This window comes from Pseudaminobacter soli (ex Li et al. 2025) (genome assembly GCF_003012705.1).
GTDB classification, from domain to species: domain Bacteria; phylum Pseudomonadota; class Alphaproteobacteria; order Rhizobiales; family Rhizobiaceae; genus Pseudaminobacter; species Pseudaminobacter soli.
On record NZ_PXYL01000026.1, the window covers coordinates 14,127 to 33,533 of the forward strand.

A 19,407-nucleotide genomic window follows, 5' to 3' on the forward strand; every position below is an offset into this window, starting at 1 on the left:
GATACTATTTCATTCGCGCAACGGCGACAATTTCGAGCCGAGGCGGCGAGCGCCTCAATCCGGCGCGGCCTCGTTCACGCCGAGGTCGAGTTGGTCACGCGGCTGCGAGAGCGTCATATAGCCGATCAGCAAGGCAATCCCGGCGAGAAAGATGAAGCTTGTCACCGTCGTGCCCAGACCGAGGCCCCCGTGCTGGTCGGGCTGGGAGAAGAAGTCGCCCAGCGAAGCCCCGACCGGGCGTGTCAGAATGTAAGCGAGCCAGAAGCTCAGGATGCTGTTGAGGCCGAACAGATAATAGCCGAGGGTAATGGCGACGATGATGCCGCCGAAAAGGAAACCTGTTGCGAGGTAGCCGAGCTTGATGCCCTCGGCAACGAGGTCGCCGGCAGCGGTGCCGAGTGCGAAGGTGAACAGCACCGCGAGCCAGTAGAAGAGCTCGCGTCGCGCCGTGAAGATCGTATGGATCGAAAGCGTTCTCTCGACCAGGTACCAAAGCGCGAATGTGGCAGCCAGCGCGATGCTGAAGGCGATGGTCGTCGTTTCAAGGCTTACGCTGAAATTGTCGACCAGATTATCGGTGACCAATGTGCCCACAACGCTGATCAGGACGACAGTAACCCAGTAAACCCAAGGGACATATTTCCTCTGGGCGAATTGCAGGACAAGCGCGGCAATCAGCACGCCGCTCAAAATCCATGACGTCGTGGAAAGACCCAGGCCCAGGTCCAGGTTCATATAGTCGGCGGCGGTCTCCCCCACCGTCACGGCAAGCAGCTTTATCAGCCAGAAGTCGAAGGTGACTTCGGGCACCTTGTTCTGCATAGGCGCGCGATCTGCCAGCGTCGTCATGGATAGTCTCCTCGATGACGGGAATATCTCGGATGAATTGATGGAGGACGGCTATTTGCCGAGAGCTTTCAGTGCCTGAGCAAAGAGTTCGTCGGCGCCGGCATCGTCGTCGGCCTTGCAGCGCTCCAGCCCTTGGGCCCTGAGATCGTTGACCTTGGCCCTGTCGGCGTCGCCAACCTTGGTGGCTTGGAGGGCAGCATTGACGTCCTTCAGCATCTTTTCGCATGGCACCGGATTTTCCGCGGCGCTGGCGATTGCAGGAAGAACGTTGACCGCAGCGATAAGCGAAAGGGCAGCAAGAGAAAGTGTTTTCATAACAGCTTCATTCCGTTGGGGGCGGTTAATGGATCTAGGAACGGCCAAAGAGCGCCGTTGCGCAAAGCTCTAAAGCGCGAAGGTCAACTCCGCCTGTCCGGCAGCTTACGGTTTGGTAAGGAACGGCGGTCGCCCACGTCTGAGGCCCTGGCCTCTGAAACCTTACGAAAGCGTATGACGGCGGCGAAGCGAGGGTAAGATCGTAATGTCATCTTGCAGGAAGCAGGGCGGGCCGCCGTGCAAGGAGACATCTCATGTCCTCAACACTGCCAATCGGAACTGCGGTCCTTGCTGGTCTTCTCTTCACACTGCCGCTCGCCGTGCCGGTGATCGATGTGGCATTCGCTGCCGAGAAGCCCCTAGCGGCCGAGAAGAACCCGCCTGGCGACATTCCCGACAGCCAGGTCTTCATCGACTACGTTTCGCCGAAGGATGGGTTCTCGCTGAAAGTCCCGGAAGGTTGGGCGCGCACCGACCGTGCCAACGGGGTGAGCTTCGTCGACAAGCTGGACGGCGTGGTCCTGACGCGATCGGACGCACCCCAACCGCCGACAGTGGACAGCGTGAAGAAGGACTATGTCGGCCTGCTCGAGAAGGAAGAGCGGGCTGTAAAGATCGACAGCGTGAAAGTCGTCAACTTGCCGGCCGGCAGCGCGATCCGCATCGTCTACAGCTCCAATTCGAGCCCCAATGAAGTGACCAGCAAGCAGGTCCGGCTGGAGAACCAGCGCTTCCTTTATTTCAAGGACGGCAAACTGGTCGCGCTGGAACTCTACGCACCCCAAGGGGCAGACAATGTCGACCAATGGAAGCTGATGTCAGAGTCTTTCCGGTGGCGCTGACCATGGTCGTACTGGAGGCCCATGAGCTCTATCGCTTCTACCACGTTGGCGACGACGAGACCGCTGCCTTGCGGGGCGTAAGCCTTACCCTGACGCCTGGCGAGATGGTCGCGATCGCCGGGCCATCCGGAAGCGGCAAGTCCACGCTTCTGGCCTGCTTGACAGGACTCGATGAGCCTGACGGCGGCTATGTGACGGTCGGAAACACTCGAATGACGCGTCGCCCGGAGGCGGAACGAGCCGCCATCAGAGCCGAGAATTTCGGTATCCTGCTCCAGTCGGCAAACCTCTTCCAGCATCTGACGGTCGCGGAGAACATAACGCTGCCCATGCTGATGGCGGGTACGTTCGACAGTCCGCGCTTGGGTGGGCTTCTCAGCGCACTAAGGCTCGAAGCTCGAGCAAGGGCCTATCCGCAGGAGCTCTCCGGCGGCGAGACCGCACGTGCGGGCCTGGCCGTTGCGCTTGCCGCCGATCCGCCCGTGCTGGTTGCCGACGAACCCACCGCCGAGGTCGACCGCCAGACGGAAGCGCGGCTGATGCTTCATCTGGAGGTGCGCCGGGCGGCCGGCAAGACGACACTGCTCGCGACCCATAGCGAAGCGCTGGCAAGCCGCGCCGACCGCGTCCTCCATCTGAGGGACGGGAGGATCAGCAATGAATGAGCCACTGGTACTGGCAAGCGACATTTGCCGGAGTTTTCCAAATGGAAAGAATGCCGTGCTGCCGGTCTTGACCGACATCGACTGTCGTGTCGGCACCGGCGATCGGGTGGCGCTCGTTGGGGTCTCGGGGAGCGGTAAAACCACTTTGCTTCACATTCTCGGTGGGCTCGATGAGCCAACGAGCGGGAGCATCTCCTGGCCCGCATTGGGCGCGCGCGAGGAACTGCGGCCCGGCAAGGTGGCTTTCGTGTTCCAGACCCCAAGCCTGTTTCCTGCGCTGACTGTCGTGCAAAATGTCGCCTTGCCCCTGCTGTTGATGGACAAGCAGAACGATGCAACCACCAAAGCGCGGGAAATCTTGGCCAAATTTGAACTTTTGGACCTGTGCGAAAAACTGCCGGAGGAGCTTTCCGGCGGTCAGGCACAGCGCGTGGCCATGGCGCGGGCTCTCGTGACCGGGGCCAGGCTGATCCTGGCAGACGAGCCGACCGGCCAACTGGACAGCAGCACGGCGACGCACCTTTTGGATCTTGTGCTGAACATCATGGACGGCTCCGATACGGCGCTCGTCATCGCCACGCACGACGAGACGGTGGCGGCGCGCCTCAATACACGCTGGTCGATAGATGCGGGACAACTTCGCCACGACGTCATGCCGACAAGGAAAAGCGCATGATCAGGCTCTGGCTGTTCGGCCTGCTTCGTCGTCGCCTCGGCCGCCTTGCCGGTGTGGCTGCGGGTGTTGCCGTCACGGTTGCGTTGCTCGCCACGCTCTCGATATTCCTCGCCGACAGCAGCAGCTCCATGACGCGCCGAGCCGTCGCCGCAGTTCTGATCGACTGGCAGGTGGAAGCGGTTCCCGGCGCGGATCTTGCTGCAATCCACGAGGCGATCACCAAGGCAGCTCCCGTTACCGCGATCCAGCAAGTGCTTTACGCCAGCGCCGCCGGCCTGGAGGCGAGCGCCGGCGGCACTGTGCAAACGACTGGCCCCGGCAAGGTGATCGCTTTCGATAACGGCTACCTGGAAGCGTTCCCCAAGGAGGTCAGGCTTCTTTCCGGCCGTGCCGACGGGGTTGTGCTCGTCCAACAGACAGCCGCGAACCTGCACGTCGCACCCGGCGACAGCGTCTCGATCAAGCGGGTCGGCTTGCCTCCGGAAACCGTCAAAGTCGATGGGGTGGTCGATCTTCCCGACGCCGATGCATTGTTCCAGGGTATGGGACTGCCACCGCAGGCAGCCCCCCAGGCGCCGCCGGACAATGTGATGATATTGCCGGTGGCGGAATGGCAACGCATTTTTGTCCCTCAGCAGAGCGCGCGGCCGGACACCACGCGGGTGCAATTTCATGTCCGGCTCGACCATGTCGGATTGCCATCGAGGCCCACCGAAGCGTGGAACGAAGTGGCGGGCGCGATCAAGAACCTTGAAGCTCGCGTGGCTGGACAGGCATTGGTGGCCAACAATCTGGGCGCGCGGCTGGATGCCGTGCGCGGCGACGCACTCTACGCGACGGTGCTGTTTCTCTTCCTCGGCGTGCCAGGCGTGACGCTGGCTGCCATTTTGACCTTCGCCGTAACGGCGACCGGCGCCGGCCGTCGTCAGGCGGAACAGGCTTTGCTGAGGATACGGGGCGCGAGTGTCAGCCGCATCCTCACCTTGGAAGCAGCGGAAGCCATGCTGGTTGGCGGCGTCGGGGTGGCGATCGGTGTCGGAGCTGCGATGCTGTTTTCCTATTTGCTGTTCGATTCCACCGCGTTTCGTACAGCTCTACCCCTGGCGCTGTCGGCGCTTGCCGGGCCGGTGCTGGCGCTGGCGGCGTATCTCTGTCCGGCTTGGCGCGACTTGCGCGGGCGCAGCGTGAGTTCCGCGCGGCGTCTGGTAGGTCGGGGTCGTGCCTCCTTGTGGAAGCGAATTTGGCTCGACGTTCTGTTCCTGACCGGCTCGCTTCTGCTCTTCTGGCAGTTGGCCAGCACGGGCTATCAAGTCGTGCTGGCTCCCGAAGGCGTGGCTGCGACTGCCGTCGATTACAAGGCGTTTATCGCGCCGGCGCTTTTCTGGATCGGCGCCGTGCTGCTGACAATGCGCCTGTGCGGGACGGTTATCGCCGGGAACGGCCGAACCCTGCAGGCGCTGCTCAGACCCGTTGCCGGACGCCTCACACCGATTGTTTCGGCTGCCCTGTCGCATCAGAGCGGGCGGATCACGATCGGCATCGCGATGACAGCTCTTGCCGTGTCCTTCGCCTTGTCCACTGCCGTCTTCAACACGACCTACAATGCCCAGGCACGTGTCGACGCCGAGCTGACCAATGGCGCCGACGTAACTGTCTTCGGCACTGCGGCCAATCCGGCCGGTGCCAAGCTCGACCTGCTGGCAGCCGTACCGGGCGTCGCCGGGCTCCAACCGATGCAGCACCGCTTCGCCTATGTCGGCGCCGATCTGCAGGATCTCTATGGCATCGATCCCAAATCGATCGGCAAGGCGACGACACTCTCGGATGCCTATTTCTCGGGCGGAAGCGCAGCGGAGTTGCTCGCGAAGCTGTCCGAGACGCCCAATGGTGTGCTGGTATCTGAAGAGACGGTACAGGATTTTCAGCTGACCGTCGGCGATACGATCAATCTGAGGCTGATGAACGCAGCCGACAATCAATACCATCCCGTGCCGTTCACCTTCATCGGCGTGGTGCGCGAATTCCCCACGGCGCCGAAGGATTCATTCCTGGTTGCCAACGCTTCCTACATCGCGCAGGTGACTGGTTCGGCGGCGAACGAATATGTCTTGATGAAGTCCGAGACCGATCCGGCGTTTCTGGCCCGCGCCGCCGCCAAGGCCCTCGCTGCCGATCCAGGGCTCCAGGTCAAGGATGTGGGCTCGGCGGCCCACCTCATCGGCTCCAGCCTGACGGCGGTCGACCTGTCCGGGCTGACCAAGATCGAACTCACCTTCGCCCTTGCCATGGCCGTCGCCGCCGCCGGGCTGATGTTGGGTCTGGGATTTGTCGATCGGCAGCGCAGCTTTGCCATCCTGTCGGCGATCGGCGCCAAGCCTCGGCAGATCGCCGCCTTCCTGTGGAGCGAAGGGCTGCTCGTGGCGCTCGGCGGGTTGGTCTTTGGTGTGTTTTCCGGTCTCACCATGGCCTGGATGCTCGTCAAGCTGCTGACCGGTGTGTTCGACCCACCGCCGGAAACGCTCGTCGTTCCCGTGGCCTATCTGGTGCTTCTGTTTGCGCTGCTGCTTCTCGCAATCGCAGCGGCGGTCATTCTGGTAACCCACGCAGGCAAGGGCAAAGATGCAGAACTTTTGCGGGAAATATAGGATCTCCCAATTAGGCCGACTGAGACTCACCATTACCCCGACGATCAGCCATTTCCGGCGAACGTCTGCTTTTCGAGAACGCGTTCCATGGGAAACGAGAAAGGCGCCCGCCGGCTGTTGGAAGGCGGCGGGCAAGATGTTGGCGGCTCGACCACGGCAGAAACGCCATTAAGACAATGCGACGCGGTGCGCCCTAGCCGAAGTTCCAGGCATGCAAATGGCTATTTCTTCAAATGGCCGACGTAGTAGATGGTGATCACGTGCTTATCGGAATCCCTTAGCGGGTCGTATCCCGTCACGTGTGGACCCCAACACCCTCGAGGTCGTCCTGACTATCGCATAACCGTTATGTCGCTGGGCACCTGCTGCGGGAGAGGCCTTTGTGCTCATCCCCTCAGTGAGCAAGCCACGCCCGATAAACCCATGCGAGTTACAGAAAACTCGTAACGATCATCGCTGCGGCCGTCAGCGTCATCACCGCCGTCGAAAGCCAGCCAACTGCACGAAGGCCGGCGCCGATGGTGTTCTTGCCCATGATACGCGATTGCACGGCCATCAGCATCATCATCACCATGATCGGAACCGCCACGACGCCGTTGATGACGGCACTCCAATACAAGGCCCTGATCGGATTGATCGGACTGAAGTTCAAACCGACGCCGATGAGCGTCGCGATCGCAATCGTCGCATAGAAGGCCTTTGCGTTCATGGGCTTCCGATCGAGCCCGGTCGGCCACCGCAAGGCCTCTCCGACCGCATATGCGGCCGATCCCGCGAGGACCGGCACCGCGAGGAGCCCTGTGCCGACGATTCCGAGGGCGAAGATCGTTTCGGCCATCACTCCGGCCAGCGGCCTGAGCGCCTGCGCTGCCTGGGCGGAGCTGTCGATCTGGGTAATGCCGTTGACATGGAGCGTCGCTGCGGCGGTCACCATGATCGACAGGGCAACGACATTCGACAAGCCCATGCCGACGAAGGTGTCCTGACGTATCCGGGCCGTGGCGTCTTTCGTCTGCTCGGGTGCGCCCTTGAGCGCTTTCCTTTCGGGCACGGCCCGAATGTCCTCGACCTCCTGGGAAGCCTGCCAGAAGAACAGGTACGGACTGATCGTAGTGCCGAGGATGGCAACGATGGCAGTCAGATAGTCCTTGTCGAAAGAGACATGCGGAAAGAAGAAGTTCCTTGCCAGGGTCGACCAGTCGACTTTTACGAAGAACAGAGTGACGACATACGCAAAGAGCGCGAGCGTCAGCCATTTCAGGACGCCGACATATCGATCGTATGACAGGTAGACCTGTGTCACGACGCAAATGACGCCGAATGTCAGAACGTAGACGATCTGCGGCCCTCCGATCAGCACCCGCACGGCGTCGGCCATGGCACCTATGTCGGCGCCGACATTGATGATGTTTGCCACCAATAGCAGCGAGACACAGACATAGACGACCGGGTTCGGGTAGAACATTCTTAAGTTGCCGGCGATCCCCCGACCGGTGGTGCGGCCGAGCTGTGCGCTGATTATTTGGATGGCGACCATCAGCGGATAGGAGAAGAGCAACGTCCAACTGGGTGCATAGCCAAACTGCGCACCCGTTTGGGAATAGGTGGCGATCCCGCTTGGATCGTCATCCGAGGCGCCGGTAATCAGACCGGGGCCAAGCACCTTCAGGAATTGCGGCATGGTCGGCGCCACGGCGTGGACGGCCGCCTGGTTGCCCGCTTTCGCCTTCTTGGCCACTGACGTGCTTTCAGCGTGATGGATTGAAGTCGAATTCTAATGCGCGACGGGCTCGATGTGTGAGCGCAGCAACCAACTCGCCAATCACGCTGTGGTTCCAGCCTTCGCCTGGCTTCTGACAAGCTTCCTGCGCTGACGCTCGGTCCTGACCCGCTTCGGCGTCGGCCGCCCGGCGTGATGCCATTCCGGTGCAAGCCTACTGCTGTCTACACGATGTCTTCTAGGCTTCGGCTGCCGAGCGTGTAGAGTGACAAGTCCGCGCCGCGACCTCGTTCCTGTCCGCTTGATCGACAATTTTCAGCTCTTCGACCGCGCGCTGCATCAAGGCGTCCAGCTCGTCCAAAACCTCGGCGGAAAACGAACCCAGTTGCTCGTGGTGGAGGGCAAGATTGCGCATGACGACGCTGCTGAGCCTTGGCTCTGGAAGTAGGAAAAAGGTTGAGCCGTTGGGCTCGCGTCGCACCTGGCGATGCGGCGGTGGCTAAGGTGTTCTAGGCTCCACCGATCCAGTCCAGTGGATCAGGGAGACAAGCGATGGATTTTTTTGTCGGTTTGGACGTTTCGGTCAGGACGACGAGCATCTGCATTATGGACGCGTCCGGAGCGATTATTCGGGAGGGCAAGGCCGAGAGTTCGCCGGAAGCGATTGCGGCCTTCCTTGCAGCGGTTGATCGCCGCTAAGCCCGCTCTGCCAGTGGCTCAATGCCAGGCTGGCGAAGGCGGGCTTTCCGGTGATCTGCATTGAGACGCGCCATGCCCAGGCCGGTCTGAGCGCCCGGCCGAACAGACGGATCGCAATGATGCGCGTGGCATCGCGCAGATGATGCGGGTCGGGCTCTATCGCCCTGTCCACGTCAAAACGCTGGCCAGCCAGAAGATCCGGGCACTCCTGAGCGGCCGGCGCTTCCTTCGGGCCAAGCTGCTCGATGTTGAGAACAGCATCCGAGGCCTGCTGCGCAACTTCGGGCTAGGTCGGCATCGTGACACGAGCGCAGTACGAGCGGCGCATCATCATAGCCATGCGCGAGGTTTGGGGCTGGAGCCTCTTGGCGAGCGGCGCCGTTGCTGGGTTTTTCCTCATCGTTGATACGGCATTCTTCTTGGCAAATGTCGTGAAAGTTCTTGATGGCGGCTACGTCCCCTTGCTCCTTGCCGCATGTGTCTACGGGCTGATGCTCACTTGGCACAATGGTGCCCAAGCGGTTTCGCGCGGCCTGCACGAGAGGCTTGTGCCTGTAGCTCAGTTCATGAAGCAGTTGAAAGCCGCCGGCGTGCCGCGCGTGCCGGCGGTATTCTTGACCAGGACCACAAGCGATACGCCGCCGATCATGGTCTGGCACGTCAAACGCAACAGGGCACTGCATGAGCGCTTGTTTGCTCTCACGATAGAAACACAGTCCATTCCACGGGTGAGGGACAAGGACCGCCTCTCGGCGGACGAGATCGCCCCGAACTTCTGGCGTGCGACGGTACGATATGGCTTCATGGAACGGCCGGACATTCCGGCCCTCCTGCGCAAAGCGCATGCCACAGGATGCGGCATCGATCTCGATGACGTCACTTACTATATCGGCCATGAAACAGTCGTCAGCCGCGTCGGCGGCCGCGGCCATTGGGTGACTAGGTTTCAGAACAAGCTATTTTCGCTCATGGAGCGGAACAGCACCCATGTCACCGATTTCTTCCGCGTGCCTTCCGAGAGTGTTGTCGAGATCGGCCGGCAGATAGCGATTTAAGCTGCTTCAAGACGTTCGACGTGTCGTCTCCAAATCGGAGCCGGTCCTGTAGCGACGCAACGCGGAATGAGTCCAAGTTCGGGCGGGCCGACGCCCGCGATGCCGGTATCAATGGGATGGTCGTTGAACGGATTCAGAAGGCGGCCCCTCGCTCGCAGTCTATTGGCTCTCTCTAGGCAATACGAACTCGACACGCCGATTCAAGGCGCGCCCTTTCGGATTATCTGCACCGTTTTCAAGCGTGTTGGGCGCGATGGGCCGGCTGTCGCCAAGTGCTTTGACCGACAGTCGCGCCTTGTCGGCACCGTGCGCCGCCAGCCATTTGGCTACGGCTTTCGCCCGCCGCAGGGACAGATCCTTGTTGTAACGGACAGTGCCTTTGGAGTCGGTGTGACCCTCGATGACGACGGTGCCAGCGGAAATCGATCGGATCAAACGCGCGATATCGCTGAGCGTCGTTTCAGCGGCTGGTCGGATGCTGGCCTTGTCGAAATCGAACAGGATATCGCCCGTCATAGAAACCCTAACGGTCTGTTTATCTTGTCGCACCGAAAGGCCGCTGTATTGGGCGGCAAGCCCGTCGGCCCTCGCGGATAGATCCGATATGGCGCTGTTCAGATCGGACGGGGGGCCCTTCAGGTCCAAGATGGTGGCCTTGAGGTCGCGGATTTCACCATTGTTTTTGGGCGCGTCCTGCGCGTAGGAACTACCCGCGCCAACCATCGTCATAGCCGCAACAAGGGTGGGTTTAAGCAGACCGGTCATGAGGACTATCGGTCGGTGATCTTGATGGCATCGAGTGTTTCGATACCCGGAATTGTCAGCGACACTTCAGTTACGTCTTTCGGCGGGGCAGGGAACCTTCCATGCCAAGAGCCAGCGGTGGCGGAGCCATTTGTAGTCTTTATGACTAGGTAAGGATTTGTCAGTGGCTTGTCGTTGCTGTCTGTCAGCAGCAAGTGTTTTTTGCTGCCGGCAAGAACATAGAAGCTGTTTTCGTAATCGCTCTTGCTGATAGAATCATAGATTCTCTCCACTTTGCCAGCGACGAGAGGTTTGAAGCGCAGCTTGATTGTTAGAATGTCGGCGTGCCGGACCGCCTCAATCACTTGGGCCTCGGCAGAGCCACCGTCGGTCAACCCGACGGCCAGGGGCGCTACTGTGGGCGTTTCTGATTGTGTCTGGGCGGATGCGGTATGGGAAAATCCTGTGATCGTCAGGATAAGACCAAGAGCGCAAGCGGCGGCGGCTGTTCTAAATGGAGCCACAATAATAATCCTTATCGTCAAAAAGGGTACTTGCTAGCCCACATGAATGGCGAAACGGAAATCGCATTTGCCTGCCGACTGTTACATGGATTGATCGGGATGCTGCAACGACTTACGACTTGGCTGGATTCCAGAAGCACCCATTTGATGGGCAAGGGCGGTCAGGTCTGCCTACATCGCGCGATCCGAGTTCATCGTGCGGCGGTAGGCGTTGGCGCTGAAACCGGCGGAAGGAAGGGCTGATGGGCACCGGAACATCAGGTGAGATGGCGGCAACGCGCCCCATCTCGGTCATTCCGCCGACCCCTGCCGCCTTCCGGAAGCGGACATCGCAAGGGTGACTGGTTCAGATGCGATCGCGGATCCCCGCAATCAATTTTATCATAAATCGCTCAGAAACATCTCCCGGCGAGCACACTGCGCGATTCATCGAGGCGGTCATCTTCGCTTCCGCCGAGCCGGTCAGCCGCGAAACGCTGGCGCGGGTGGTGGGCAGGGATTGCAGCATCGATCTCCTGGTCGACGATCTCAAGGAAGAGCTGCGCGACCGTCCGTATGAGCTCCTCTTTATCGCAGGCGGTTGGCAACATCGAACCCGGACCCGCTTCGCCGGCACCATTCGCGCCGGGTTCGCGACCACGCGCTCGGCCGCCGCTGCGCTCTCCGAGTTCGAGGCGATAATGAATGCTCGATGTCGAGCGACGATACATTGATCGGCAGAACAGCACCTTCGCTCATAAGAAACACAACAGCCTCTCTATTAAGAGTGAATTTTCATTCAAAAGCAGGCCCGCGTCCGCGATTTCACGACAGGAAAATCCCCTCATGAACAGGAAAAAAATTGAACCTGATGTCAGGCTGTTGGAAAGCGACCTTATGGCGCTGACGACAGACTTTCTGCTTTCACACGGTCTGAATGTACCGCAGGCCCATTCCTTGGCGCGAATCCTGGTAGCTGCTCAGCGCGATGGAAGCTGGTCTCACGGTCTGCAACGATTGCCGGGAACGCTGGACACGATGAGCCATCCCCGGTTCAACAAGCAGGCAGATCCCGCTCCCGAAAGCGTCTCTGCCGCTGCTGTGCGGATCGATGCACAATACGGCTTTTCATGTCTGGCGGCCGAGAGAGGCATCGAGGCCTTGGTAGAAAAAACCAAGCAAATCGGCATAGGTCTGCTTGCCGTCAAAAATGGTTTTCATTCGACCGCCTTGTGGCCGCTGATCGAGCGAATTGCCGAGGCCGGACTTGTCGGCCTTTCGATGAATCCCACCCATGCCTGGGTCGCGCCCGCCGGCGGGACAAAAGGATTGCTAGGCACCAATCCACTCGCCTTCGCCTGGCCGCGAAAAGACAAGCCGCCCTATGTCTTCGACTTTGCGACCTCTGCCGCCTCCCGTGCCGATATCGCCATGCATCGCAACTGCGGCGAGGAAATTCCAGATAACTGGGGCGTGAATGCGCAAGGCGAGCGCACGACGGATCCGGCCGAAGTCCTGGCAGGTGCTATGCTTCCGTTCGGCGGTCACAAAGGCTCAGCCATCGCGACCTTGATTGAACTGATGGCCGGTCCTCTGATCGGAGATCGCACAAGCCGGCTATCGCAGGACTTCGATCAGGGGGCCAATGCCGCTCCGTGCCATGGTGAACTGCTGCTAGCCTTTTCGCCCGACATCATCGGCGGTGCGGATGCGAGCGATGACGCCGAAGCCGTATTTGCCGGATTCTCCGATCAGGGTGCGCGCCTACCAGGTGACCGCCGCTACCGGATGCGGGAGGTGAGCGCCCGGGAGGGTATTGCGGTTTCGAGCGCGCTATTAGATCGTATTCGTTCATTGGTCCGATAAGAAGGCGATCCGGCGTTAAGTGGCACATGGATAACTTTTCTCTGACAGGTGCCTCGTTCATCTAGATGATCTGCAAGTAGGTGCATCTCTTATGCGGTCCCATGCATGTGATAGCCCAGCGGTATCGCTGCAAAGTCGCGGTTCAAGGTAGCACCCACCCGCCAGTATGGACTGTGGCTCTGCAAAGTAGAACTGTCGCGTAATGCGTCTCAAAGGGCAGTACGCGGCAGTTAGAAATGCGACAGTCACGCTGCCTCTTGCCACAGACGTGAGCACCCAATCGGGCGTAAACTGGTCAGCGTTGCGCCACTTCCGCGTGACGATTTTGCCTATCATGTCATTGCGGACGACGCAGCCGGTCGGGTTCCGTCGCAAACGTTCCATCAAGATCGATAATTTCTTGCCTCCCGGACGAACTGGAGGGTTCACCCGCCTATTCTGATTCTTGGTAGATCTCACAGTCAGGAAAAAGGCATCGTGTGTCGTCGTTATTGCGAGCGACTGCTCAACGAGGGAACCGCCCCGGCGCTTGCGAAGCCCGCCGCCTTGGGAGCGCTCGCCCACGCTTTCACGGCCTCGCTTGCGGCGGTTAATCGAGACGGCCATAGGCCGATACAAGGCGGTGATCGGCGCCGGCACAGAGCGCGTCGTCAGTCGCCGGGTGCGCAGCCTTTCGGACGCATCCCTCCGTTGGCCGATCCGGCGCGGCCTGACGGACCGGTCAGTAGCCTATCGCGGCGCCTGCGACAGCACGGCTGTCGATGGCGCCGTAGTAATGCGCCCCGGTGCCGGATTCGATCTCCTTCAGGTTCCTTCCGCCGACGAGGATGCCGGCCGCCTCGCCCCAGATCGTCCAATCGGGGTCGATGCCAATGGTGTAGCCCATGCCGGCGAGCAGGCGCTGCGTGTCGGGCGACAGCGCATGAGGTTCCATATACACCCTGTCCGGCAGCCATTGGTGATGGATCCGCGGCGCGTCGATCGCCTCCTGCAGGTTCATGCCATGGTCGATCACGTTCATAATGGCTTCCAGCGTGATGGTGATGATGCGCGAGCCGCCGGGGCTGCCGATCACCATAAACGGCTTGCCGTCCTTCGACACGATGGTCGGGCTCATCGACGACAGCGGCGACTTGCGCGGCGCAATCGCGTTGGCCTCGCCCTGCAACAGACCGTAGAGATTCGGCACGCCAGGTTTGACGGTGAAGTCGTCCATTTCGTTGTTGAGCAGGATGCCGGTGCCCTCGGCGACCTTGCCCGTGCCGAATGAGCCGTTCAGCGTGTAGGTGACGGCGACAGCATTCCCGTCCTTGTCTATGATCGAATAGTGCGTCGTCTCCGTGGACTCAGGCCCGCCATTGACCTTTAGCTCCTTGCTAACGCCAGCCCGATACGGGTCGATGCGGGAGCGGATTTCCGCGGCATAGGCCTTGCTGGTCAGCTTGGTTACCGGATTGTCGATGAAATCCGGATCGCCGAGGGCGGTGTTGCGATCGACATAGGCATGGCGCATGGCCTCGACCATAAGTCGCGTGGTCTCGGCCGATCCGTAGCCGAGATAGGCGATCGGGTAGCCCTCGAGGACGTTGAGGATTTCGCAGATGATCAGCCCCCCGGAGGAGGGCGGCGGCGAGGAGGCGATGTCGTAGCCCCGATAGGTGCATTCCACCGGCTTCAACTCGCGCACCTTGTATTGCTCAAAATCCTCCTTCGCCAGGATGCCGCCATTGGTGATGCTGGCCTTGACGATCAGATCGGCTATCTCACCCTTGTAGAAGGCCTCGGCGCCCTTGTCAGAAATCTGCGTCAGCGATTTCGCCAGATCGGTCTGCACCAGCGTGGCGCCCATCTCGAAAGGCTTGCCGTCCTTCAGGAAAATCTTTGATGCTGCCGGGTCCTTCGCCAGCATGTCGTTGCCTTCGGCAAAGGAGGCGATGTCGCCCTGTTCCAGCACAAAGCCGTCCTTGGCCAGTCTGATCGCGGGCGCCAGCAGTTCCTCGCGCTTCTTCGAGCCGTATTTCTCGCGGGCGGTCTCGAAACCGGCGACGGAGCCGGGAACGCCGACCGCCAGATAGCCGTCCGTGCTGGCACCGGGGATCGGATTGCCAGCCTTGTCGAGATACATGGTCTTGGTGGCGGCGAGCGGCGCGCGCTCCCGGAAATCCAGGAAAGTGGTCGTTCCGTCCTTAAGGCGGATGGTCATGAAGCCGCCGCCGCCGAGGTTGCCGGCGGTCGGATAGACGACGGCGAGCGCATAGCCCACCGCAATGGCGGCATCGACGGCGTTGCCCCCGCTCTTCAGCACGTCGACGCCGACCTGCGACGCCAGATGCTGGGCTGTCACCACCATGCCGTTCTGGGCCTCCACCGGCGCGGGCGATGCCCCGAATGCCGGCGCAAATTGCGCCACGCCAAGCCAGAACGCGACGGTGAAGGAAAGCTGCTTCGGTCTGAATTGCTGCATGGCGACCCCCGGTTTTTCGTTCGATACGAACCTGGTAGACAGGACTCTGTCGAGCCCGGTGTGGGAACCACGGAGCCGAGATCTGCAACTGCTCCGCACCTAACCCGTCTGCGCTGGCTCCCTTGAGGCGAGTCCAGCATCAAATGTCGTTTGCTCGGCCTCAACTAGCCGGAATTCGCGAAGTACTTGGAGCAAGCTAGTCGTTCGCTGCACGAATTGTAAGGGGCCTCTTGGAAGGCGCCGGCGAGCGTATGGACCTCGACGCGCCTTGCCCAGAGCGAAGCATACGCCATCTACGTTGTGCTTTGCTCACCTCTCCTTGTTCGATCCTCGTGATCGTGCTCCCCCGGTCAGATCGCCCTATCAATAGGTTGTCCGTCAGAACCGGAAATGAGGTTGATCGAATACCCGCATAGCCGTCAACGTATCCGGCTATGACGAGTATTGCCAAAAGTATTGTTCTGATATCATCACTTTCATGACAAACTTAGACCTATTGATTGCCTAGACGGGTTCTGAATTTGGCTTGCCAATAGTCGAGGAGCAAAGGATAAGGCACAATGAACCTAACCGCCGAACTCATTGCCTTGGTTGAGCGGACGGAACCCGACCCGGGGCCAGCGCCGGGAACAAGCGAGCACACAGACGCAGAACTCGCCGAAATGGCATCTGCTCTGCTGACCGAGCACGCCCCGGAACATCTATGGGTTTTTGCATACGGTTCGTTGATCTGGAACCCAGAGTTCGACGTTGTCGAGCAACGACGTGCCGTCGCATCAGGCTGGCATCGTTCCTTCTGCTTGGAACTGACAAGGTGGCGAGGAACGCGGGACTTGCCTGCCCTCATGCTGGCGCTTGATCGAGGTGTAACCTGCATCGGAATCGCATATCGGCTGCCTCAGGGTGATAAGCACGGGCAAATCGTCAGGTTGCTTGATCGCGAGGTTGACGCAAATCCCCCAACCAATGTGCCAAGGTGGATCCAAGTCTCCACGACTGAGGGACGCTTGACGGCTTTGGCCTTCGTGGCATTGCGGAGTGGTAGCGCGTATGCCGGGAAACGACCCTTGCCGGAAGTTGCCAGTGTGCTTTGTCGGGCAGCCGGTCACTGGGGATCTGCGGCTCAATACGCGTTCAACACCATTACCAAGCTGGAAGAGTACGGAATCCGTGACCGCAACTTGTGGGAAATCCAGAAGCTGATGGCCTCCGAAATCCAATCTGCACATCCCAAGTAGCGACATTTCTGACGGCCGATTTCCACTCCGAAGCAGCCATCAGCGGGGCAGGTCCAGAAGAACTTGATTGAAGCCCATTGTCCTTACCCTGCGACCTGCCGCTTCATTCAGAAGCAACGACATGGCGGAGAACGTGATGCGCGTGCGGGTTCGGATCGCGGACGGCGATGACATACCGGGAATTGAGGCCCTTCTGAGCCGTTCGTACCCGATTCTGATGGCCCAAGCCTACACGCCGCAGGTTCTGGCGCTTGCCCTGGCGTTGGTTGCGCGGGAAAATCCTGCGCTCATCGGGTCGGGAACTCTCTATGTAGCCGAAGACGCCGGAACCGTTGTCGGTTGCGGAGGCTGGACGTTCGATGCGCCGGGGTCGGGCATGATCGTGGACGGGCTGGCTCACAATCGCCGCTTTGCCGTCGATCCTGAACGGGCTGGGCGAGGCATTGGGCGGGCCATCTTCGAGCGATCTGCACGAGACGCGGTAGAAGCAGGCGCAGCCCGGATTCGGGCGCTTTCCAGCCTCAACGCCGAACCGTTCTATGAGCGCATGGGTCTCCGGCGCCTGGATTTGATCCGCGTGCCGATCGAGGCCGGTGTCGAGTTTCCCCTTGTGCTCATGGAGGGGGTGCTTCTTCCGCCTCCCACATGTTCCTGACGTTCATATCCCACACGGCACTCTTCCGTTCTGGGCCTTGACGATGCGACGGATACGCGTGGCATAGCGCAAACTCTGGATGGCGTTCACCGTGGCTGTCAGTTCATCCTCGGGGTCCTCCTCGACGGGCCATCCGGTTTCCCCTACCGGCGAGCGCGTTACCGGCTCGCTCTCGCTCAAGAGCCAAATGGTGGGTGGCCCGTACACAGAAACAGAAGCGCCCACCAATCGCCACGGACCAGAGGAGCCGCCGAGGATCACGCGGGCCCATCTTTTCTTCCCTGTATGGGCGGTTAATTCGCCAGAGGCCGCCCTGCGGTGTTTGGTGTTCTCTTGATGACGACTAAATCGACATCAGCATGTCGGGCTTACCTTCCCTGCATGGGTGGGAAACTCCGAGATTCTATGTACTGTATGAAGCCAAAATGTGGTTACCGACGACTATTGCGCGTTGGTAAAATAAACTGCGGGGGTCTTTCGCACCACCAGGTGTTGCTGCCCTATTCGACGCCAATGGGCCGGCCGCCAGTGGCGCAGCGCATTTTATGGTGGTGCTTGCGGAATTGCTCGGCCTGGGCGCTTCGGTTGTGCCGCCGCTTGTCGGTGGCAGGCAATGGTGGTTAATTTATAGCTGGCCCAACGATGCCTGGGATACATATTCCCCAGGATGGTGGATCATGCTCAGTGCAGGTGAAGTCAACGCGAAAGCGAGGAGACTGCTCACCCAGTGCCAAGCCTGGATTTGTTACCTTGCGTTTGGCTGCGCCTATTCGGCACTTTTTGTTCTTGGCGTTTCGACGGAAAGCAACATCATCCTGGCGCTGTTTTGGCCTGTCAACGCGTTCATGCTCGGCATGCTCGTACGCTTTCCTTTGTTGGCCCGCCTTCCAGGCTGGATTGCTTGTCTTGCCGGCTTCATCGCCGCAATCTTGATAATCGGCTATGGGCTGGTCGACGGTGCGAAGCTGGCTGCGTGCAATTTTGGCGTCGTCGCCGTCGGTTATATCGTGCTTTCAAGGTTCAGCAGGGTTGATCAACGCCTGGAGCGCCCAATCTCGGTGCTCTACCTTTTTGCCGCGATGCTCGCCGCGTCCGTGTACGCTGGGATCGCGAATTCGCTTCTCGGCGGGCCCGTTTTCGGCGCCCAGGAGCCCGCGACAGCCTTTCGATATTGGTTTTCGGTCGAGATTTTGAACCAGGTTGCTATCTTACCAATGATCCTGGCTTTTCCCGAAGATCGGCAATGGTCACGGCACCTCCCCCTTATCCTTCACGAACAAGCACCCATCGTCGTGCTGGTCGTGTCGGCCGCCGCAGGCGTATTGTTTGGGGGACTAGCTGCGCTGGCTTTTCCGGTTCCAGCACTCTTTTTGTGTGCGATTTCCTATCGCGTTTTCCTCACAGCGTTGCTGACGTTCGCGTATTGCGCTTGGACCATCGTTGCAACGACATTGGGCTACATCGGCTTGCCGACTGACAATCAATTGCTTGTGCTGTCGATCAGTATGGGGCGCGCGCTCGTCACCTTAGGCCCTCTCATCATCTCAACGACCACAGCAACAAGAAATGAGGTTCTTGACCAGCTTAGGTGTCTCGCCGCCGAACGCGAGATTGTGTCCAATGAACTGGAACACCGGATAAAAAACGTGTTCGCGCTGTTCAATGGACTGATCAGCCTGTCAGTACGTGACAATCCGGATTCTGGACCGTTTGCCGACACGCTCAGAAATCGCCTCGTCGCGCTCCAGCATGCACACAGCCTTATACTGGCAGGGAGCGCAACTCCCGGCGGTATCGGCGGCCTTACTTCGCTAAAAAAGGTGATCAGCGTTCTACTCAGACCATACGAAGGAGGTGCTGAAAGGCAAAGCATCGTCGATGGTGACGATGCTTTCATCGACAGCGGAATTGTGACTTTAATGGCCCTGGTTTTCCACGAGCTGGCAACAAATTCGATCAAGCACGGAGCGTTGAGCGACCCCAGAGGTGTTTTGGAAGTTCATGTCAGGCACAGCATTGATCAACTGCGCATCAAGTGGACAGAGAAGGCCCCCAGACCGAATAGCCAACTAGGTGTCAGTGATACCGGTTTCGGCTCGAAGCTTTTGGACCTGACGATCAAATCGCAGCTGCGAGGATTCTATACCCGCACTTGGGCAGCGGGCCAGATGGACATCGACATCGTTCTGCCCGGCAAACTGTTTCACGCATTGAAGTCGACGTGCGGCTCAGAACAGTAGACGCGGCATTGGGAAATGGATGGACCAGGATATCCGGGTCTTGGTCTAGTCGGTGAGGCTCGGTCACGCACCAGGCGATTTGCTGCCGGCCGCCTAACTCAGCTCTTAGGCGCCTTTTGCCAGCCTCATCGCTTCGCTTGCAAATTTCCTCGGAACGCCCTGTTCCTCCAGCCAGCGGCCGAAGTGACTAGGCGGTAGCTCGGCCTCTTGTCGAGTAGTTTGCGGCCAATG

At 59.9% G+C, this 19,407-nt stretch carries 18 protein-coding genes and 1 pseudogene; 11 read left to right on the forward strand and 8 right to left on the reverse strand.

What is annotated here, in order from left to right:
* Positions 1 to 54: 54 nt before the first annotated feature.
* Positions 55 to 849 carry a COG4705 family protein gene (locus C7I85_RS27305; protein WP_106727160.1) on the reverse strand — a complete coding sequence of 265 codons (795 nt, stop codon included), beginning with the start codon at positions 847 to 849 and terminating at the stop codon, positions 55 to 57.
* A 51-nt stretch (positions 850 to 900) separates the two neighbouring features.
* On the reverse strand, positions 901 to 1,164 hold the full coding sequence (locus C7I85_RS27310; RefSeq protein WP_106727161.1) for a hypothetical protein: 264 nt from the start codon (positions 1,162 to 1,164) through the stop codon (positions 901 to 903).
* Positions 1,165 to 1,418: 254 nt separating this feature from the next.
* Between C7I85_RS27310 and C7I85_RS27315 the strand changes: the two genes are divergently transcribed.
* From C7I85_RS27315 to C7I85_RS27330, 4 genes are read left to right on the forward strand one after another with little or no spacing between them, the layout of a single operon-like run.
* Positions 1,419 to 2,006: a hypothetical protein gene (locus C7I85_RS27315; protein ID WP_106727162.1), complete on the forward strand. Its 588-nt coding sequence runs from the start codon at positions 1,419 to 1,421 to the stop codon at positions 2,004 to 2,006.
* Complete coding sequence (locus tag C7I85_RS27320) at positions 1,970 to 2,671, forward strand: ABC transporter ATP-binding protein (protein WP_245445130.1); 702 nt, start codon at positions 1,970 to 1,972, stop codon at positions 2,669 to 2,671. The genes C7I85_RS27315 and C7I85_RS27320 overlap by 37 nt, the downstream gene beginning before the upstream one ends.
* A complete protein-coding gene (locus C7I85_RS27325; RefSeq protein WP_106727163.1) occupies positions 2,664 to 3,347 on the forward strand; it encodes an ABC transporter ATP-binding protein in 684 nt (227 codons plus the stop codon). Before C7I85_RS27320 ends, C7I85_RS27325 begins: the two co-directional genes overlap by 8 nt.
* Positions 3,344 to 5,992 (forward strand): FtsX-like permease family protein, encoded by a 2,649-nt coding sequence (locus C7I85_RS27330; RefSeq protein WP_106727164.1) that lies wholly within the window; start codon positions 3,344 to 3,346, stop codon positions 5,990 to 5,992. The genes C7I85_RS27325 and C7I85_RS27330 overlap by 4 nt, the downstream gene beginning before the upstream one ends.
* A gap of 430 nt (positions 5,993 to 6,422) precedes the next feature.
* Here C7I85_RS27330 and C7I85_RS27335 read toward each other — a convergent pair whose 3' ends face one another.
* Together C7I85_RS27335 and C7I85_RS31230 are read right to left on the reverse strand one after the other, a co-directional pair.
* Positions 6,423 to 7,673, reverse strand: coding sequence for an Nramp family divalent metal transporter (locus C7I85_RS27335; RefSeq protein ID WP_106727182.1), 1,251 nt, complete (start codon positions 7,671 to 7,673; stop codon positions 6,423 to 6,425).
* 277 nt (positions 7,674 to 7,950) lie between these two features.
* Positions 7,951 to 8,127 (reverse strand): hypothetical protein, encoded by a 177-nt coding sequence (locus C7I85_RS31230; RefSeq protein ID WP_181257417.1) that lies wholly within the window; start codon positions 8,125 to 8,127, stop codon positions 7,951 to 7,953.
* Positions 8,128 to 8,264: 137 nt separating this feature from the next.
* On the opposite strand from C7I85_RS31230, the gene C7I85_RS32390 reads away from it, so the two are divergent.
* Positions 8,265 to 8,411: an IS110 family transposase gene (locus C7I85_RS32390; protein ID WP_146148984.1), complete on the forward strand. Its 147-nt coding sequence runs from the start codon at positions 8,265 to 8,267 to the stop codon at positions 8,409 to 8,411.
* A 365-nt stretch (positions 8,412 to 8,776) separates the two neighbouring features.
* Positions 8,777 to 9,466 (forward strand): KUP/HAK/KT family potassium transporter, encoded by a 690-nt coding sequence (locus tag C7I85_RS27340; RefSeq protein WP_245445131.1) that lies wholly within the window; start codon positions 8,777 to 8,779, stop codon positions 9,464 to 9,466.
* Between the two features lie 159 nt (positions 9,467 to 9,625).
* Here the strand turns inward: C7I85_RS27340 and C7I85_RS27345 are convergent, their stop codons facing one another.
* The 3 genes from C7I85_RS27345 to C7I85_RS31860 all read right to left on the reverse strand — a co-directional run bounded on the left by C7I85_RS27345 (position 9,626) and on the right by C7I85_RS31860 (position 11,242).
* Positions 9,626 to 10,231: an OmpA family protein gene (locus C7I85_RS27345; RefSeq protein ID WP_106727166.1), complete on the reverse strand. Its 606-nt coding sequence runs from the start codon at positions 10,229 to 10,231 to the stop codon at positions 9,626 to 9,628.
* A 5-nt stretch (positions 10,232 to 10,236) separates the two neighbouring features.
* Entirely contained in the window at positions 10,237 to 10,734 is a 498-nt protein-coding gene (locus tag C7I85_RS27350; protein ID WP_210203091.1) for a hypothetical protein, read from the reverse strand.
* A gap of 346 nt (positions 10,735 to 11,080) precedes the next feature.
* Positions 11,081 to 11,242: a hypothetical protein gene (locus tag C7I85_RS31860; protein WP_245445133.1), complete on the reverse strand. Its 162-nt coding sequence runs from the start codon at positions 11,240 to 11,242 to the stop codon at positions 11,081 to 11,083.
* On the opposite strand from C7I85_RS31860, the pseudogene C7I85_RS27355 reads away from it, so the two are divergent.
* A pseudogene (locus tag C7I85_RS27355) lies at positions 11,175 to 11,417 on the forward strand (SMC-Scp complex subunit ScpB); the annotation flags it as partial. The gene C7I85_RS31860 and the pseudogene C7I85_RS27355 sit on opposite strands and share 68 nt — an antisense overlap.
* A 1-nt stretch (position 11,418) precedes the next feature.
* Entirely contained in the window at positions 11,419 to 12,579 is a 1,161-nt protein-coding gene (locus tag C7I85_RS27360) for an Ldh family oxidoreductase (RefSeq protein ID WP_210203092.1), read from the forward strand.
* 721 nt (positions 12,580 to 13,300) lie between these two features.
* On the opposite strand, the gene ggt is transcribed toward C7I85_RS27360, so the two are convergent.
* Positions 13,301 to 15,043: a gamma-glutamyltransferase gene (ggt, locus tag C7I85_RS27365; RefSeq protein ID WP_106727168.1), complete on the reverse strand. Its 1,743-nt coding sequence runs from the start codon at positions 15,041 to 15,043 to the stop codon at positions 13,301 to 13,303.
* Between the two features lie 560 nt (positions 15,044 to 15,603).
* Here ggt and C7I85_RS27370 point away from each other — a divergent pair.
* The 3 genes from C7I85_RS27370 (at position 15,604) to C7I85_RS27380 (ending at position 19,176) form a co-directional block, all read left to right on the forward strand.
* The gene (locus C7I85_RS27370; protein WP_106727169.1) at positions 15,604 to 16,281 is read left to right on the forward strand and encodes a gamma-glutamylcyclotransferase; all 678 of its coding nucleotides are present in this window, start codon (positions 15,604 to 15,606) and stop codon (positions 16,279 to 16,281) included.
* Positions 16,282 to 16,402: 121 nt separating this feature from the next.
* Entirely contained in the window at positions 16,403 to 16,936 is a 534-nt protein-coding gene (locus C7I85_RS27375) for a GNAT family N-acetyltransferase (protein ID WP_106727170.1), read from the forward strand.
* 545 nt (positions 16,937 to 17,481) lie between these two features.
* Positions 17,482 to 19,176: an HWE histidine kinase domain-containing protein gene (locus tag C7I85_RS27380; protein WP_106727171.1), complete on the forward strand. Its 1,695-nt coding sequence runs from the start codon at positions 17,482 to 17,484 to the stop codon at positions 19,174 to 19,176.
* Positions 19,177 to 19,407 lie beyond the last annotated feature (231 nt).

Bases quoted from the DNA above. Each gene is read 5' to 3' on its own strand.
- C7I85_RS27305 (WP_106727160.1), bottom strand. From the start codon at position 849: ATGACGACGCTGGCAGATCGCGCGCCTATGCAGAACAAGGTGCCCGAA.
- C7I85_RS27310 (WP_106727161.1), bottom strand. From the start codon at position 1,164: ATGAAAACACTTTCTCTTGCTGCCCTTTCGCTTATCGCTGCGGTCAAC.
- C7I85_RS27315 (WP_106727162.1), top strand. From the start codon at position 1,419: ATGTCCTCAACACTGCCAATCGGAACTGCGGTCCTTGCTGGTCTTCTC.
- C7I85_RS27320 (WP_245445130.1), top strand. From the start codon at position 1,970: ATGGAAGCTGATGTCAGAGTCTTTCCGGTGGCGCTGACCATGGTCGTA.
- C7I85_RS27325 (WP_106727163.1), top strand. From the start codon at position 2,664: ATGAATGAGCCACTGGTACTGGCAAGCGACATTTGCCGGAGTTTTCCA.
- C7I85_RS27330 (WP_106727164.1), top strand. From the start codon at position 3,344: ATGATCAGGCTCTGGCTGTTCGGCCTGCTTCGTCGTCGCCTCGGCCGC.
- C7I85_RS27335 (WP_106727182.1), bottom strand. From the start codon at position 7,673: ATGCCGCAATTCCTGAAGGTGCTTGGCCCCGGTCTGATTACCGGCGCC.
- C7I85_RS31230 (WP_181257417.1), bottom strand. From the start codon at position 8,127: ATGCGCAATCTTGCCCTCCACCACGAGCAACTGGGTTCGTTTTCCGCC.
- C7I85_RS32390 (WP_146148984.1), top strand. From the start codon at position 8,265: ATGGATTTTTTTGTCGGTTTGGACGTTTCGGTCAGGACGACGAGCATC.
- C7I85_RS27345 (WP_106727166.1), bottom strand. From the start codon at position 10,231: ATGACCGGTCTGCTTAAACCCACCCTTGTTGCGGCTATGACGATGGTT.
- C7I85_RS31860 (WP_245445133.1), bottom strand. From the start codon at position 11,242: ATGCTGCAATCCCTGCCCACCACCCGCGCCAGCGTTTCGCGGCTGACC.
- C7I85_RS27360 (WP_210203092.1), top strand. From the start codon at position 11,419: ATGCTCGATGTCGAGCGACGATACATTGATCGGCAGAACAGCACCTTC.
- ggt (WP_106727168.1), bottom strand. From the start codon at position 15,043: ATGCAGCAATTCAGACCGAAGCAGCTTTCCTTCACCGTCGCGTTCTGG.
- C7I85_RS27370 (WP_106727169.1), top strand. From the start codon at position 15,604: ATGAACCTAACCGCCGAACTCATTGCCTTGGTTGAGCGGACGGAACCC.
- C7I85_RS27375 (WP_106727170.1), top strand. From the start codon at position 16,403: ATGGCGGAGAACGTGATGCGCGTGCGGGTTCGGATCGCGGACGGCGAT.
- C7I85_RS27380 (WP_106727171.1), top strand. From the start codon at position 17,482: ATGGTGGTGCTTGCGGAATTGCTCGGCCTGGGCGCTTCGGTTGTGCCG.